At 63.4% G+C, this 1,676-nt stretch carries 3 protein-coding genes; all 3 read left to right on the forward strand.

The window, feature by feature from the left end:
* Window positions 1-358, forward strand: a 358-nt coding sequence (locus AACG97_RS00150; protein ID WP_445261808.1) for an ABC transporter permease subunit, incomplete at its 5' end; no start/stop codon positions are given.
* Window positions 358-1,431, forward strand: coding sequence for an urea ABC transporter permease subunit UrtC (urtC, locus tag AACG97_RS00155; protein WP_008804969.1), 1,074 nt, complete (start codon window positions 358-360; stop codon window positions 1,429-1,431). The genes AACG97_RS00150 and urtC, both read left to right, overlap by 1 nt.
* A partial coding sequence (locus tag AACG97_RS00160) for an ATP-binding cassette domain-containing protein (RefSeq protein ID WP_445261809.1) occupies window positions 1,431-1,676 on the forward strand: 246 nt, incomplete at its 3' end. The genes urtC and AACG97_RS00160, both read left to right, overlap by 1 nt.

The following is a 1,676-nucleotide window of genomic DNA, read 5'->3' on the forward strand; positions in this document are numbered from 1 at the left end:
GAACCGGGCGATGGCCGCCTGCTGCGGCGTGCCTACCGGGCGGGTGGATATGCTGGCCTTTGGCCTCGGCTCCGGTATTGCCGGGCTGGGCGGCGTGGCGCTGTCGCAGCTTGGCAACGTCGGGCCTGAACTGGGTCAGGGATACATCATCGACTCGTTTCTGGTAGTGGTGCTGGGCGGCGTCGGCCAGCTGGCCGGCAGCGTGGCGGCGGCCTTTGGGCTGGGCATTTTCAACAAAATTCTCGAACCCCAAATGGGCGCGGTGCTGGGCAAAATCCTGATCCTGGTGATGATTATTCTGTTTATTCAGAAACGCCCGCAGGGTCTGTTCGCGCTGAAAGGGAGGGTTATTGACTGATGAGCCAACCAATCACCTTAACGCTGGCGCAGCGCGCGCCGCGCCCTCTGCGCTGGCTGGGGATCCTGCTGGTGCTGGGGCTGCTGAGTATGCCATTCCTGGCGCTGCTGCCGGCCTCGCATCCGCTGGCGGTGCCGAGCTGGCTGCTGACGCTGAGCGGCAAAATCCTCTGCTACGCCATTGTGGCGGTGGCGCTGGATCTGGTCTGGGGCTATGCGGGCATGCTGTCGCTGGGGCACGGGATCTTCTTTGCCCTCGGCGGGTACGCCATGGGGATGTACCTGATGCGCCAGGCGGCGGGCGACGGTCTGCCGGCGTTTATGTCTTTTCTCTCCTGGAGCGAGCTGCCCTGGTTCTGGTGGGGCACGCAGCATTTCGCCTGGGCGATGGCGCTGGTGGTGCTGGTTCCCGGTCTGCTGGCCCTGGTTTTCGGCTGGTTTGCCTTTCGCTCGAAGATCAAAGGGGTCTATTTCTCGATCATGACCCAGGCCCTGACCTATGCCGGTATGCTGCTGTTCTTTCGCAACGAGACCGGGTTTGGCGGCAACAACGGCTTCACCGGTTTTACCACGCTGCTGGGTTTTCCGGTCACCGCCACCGGCACCCGCGCCACCCTGTTTATGGCCACGGTTTTGCTGCTGTTGCTGACCCTGTGGCTGGGCTCGGCGCTGGCGCAGAGTAAGTTTGGCCGGATCCTCACCGCGGTACGTGACGCCGAAAACCGGCTGATGTTCTGCGGGTACGACCCGCGCGGCTTCAAGCTGCTGGTATGGACGCTGTCGGCGGTGCTCTGCGGTCTGGCGGGGGCGTTATATGTCCCGCAGGTCGGGATCATCAACCCCAGCGAAATGTCGCCGACCAACTCCATCGAGGCCGCCATCTGGGTCGCGCTCGGCGGGCGCGGCACCCTGATCGGCCCGGTGCTTGGCGCCGGGCTGGTCAACGGCGCGAAAAGCATTTTCACCGTGGCGATGCCAGAGTACTGGCAGCTGTTTCTGGGCCTCATCTTCATCATCGTGACCCTGTTTTTACCCCGCGGAGTGATGGGCCTGCTGCGTCGAGGAGACCGCTAATGCAACCGGATGAAGGACTGTTTACCCGTCAGCTGCCCGGCGATCGCTTTCGCGAACAAACCGATCCGGTGCTGCAGCTGGAGAATATCAACGTCAGCTTTGACGGTTTCCGGGCGCTGACGGATCTGTCGCTGGCGATAGGCGTCGGCGAACTGCGCTGCGTGATCGGCCCCAACGGGGCGGGCAAGACTACCCTGATGGACGTGATCACCGGCAAGACCCGGCCGCAAAGCGGCAAAGCGCTC

The sequence above is a fragment of the Pseudomonas sp. Nvir genome, from assembly GCF_963778085.1.
GTDB classification, from domain to species: domain Bacteria; phylum Pseudomonadota; class Gammaproteobacteria; order Pseudomonadales; family Pseudomonadaceae; genus Aquipseudomonas; species Aquipseudomonas juntendi.

What these genes read in the sequence shown, in the direction of transcription:
- urtC (WP_008804969.1), top strand. Translation starts at nt 358, where the DNA reads ATGAGCCAACCAATCACCTTAACGCTGGCGCAGCGCGCGCCGCGCCCT.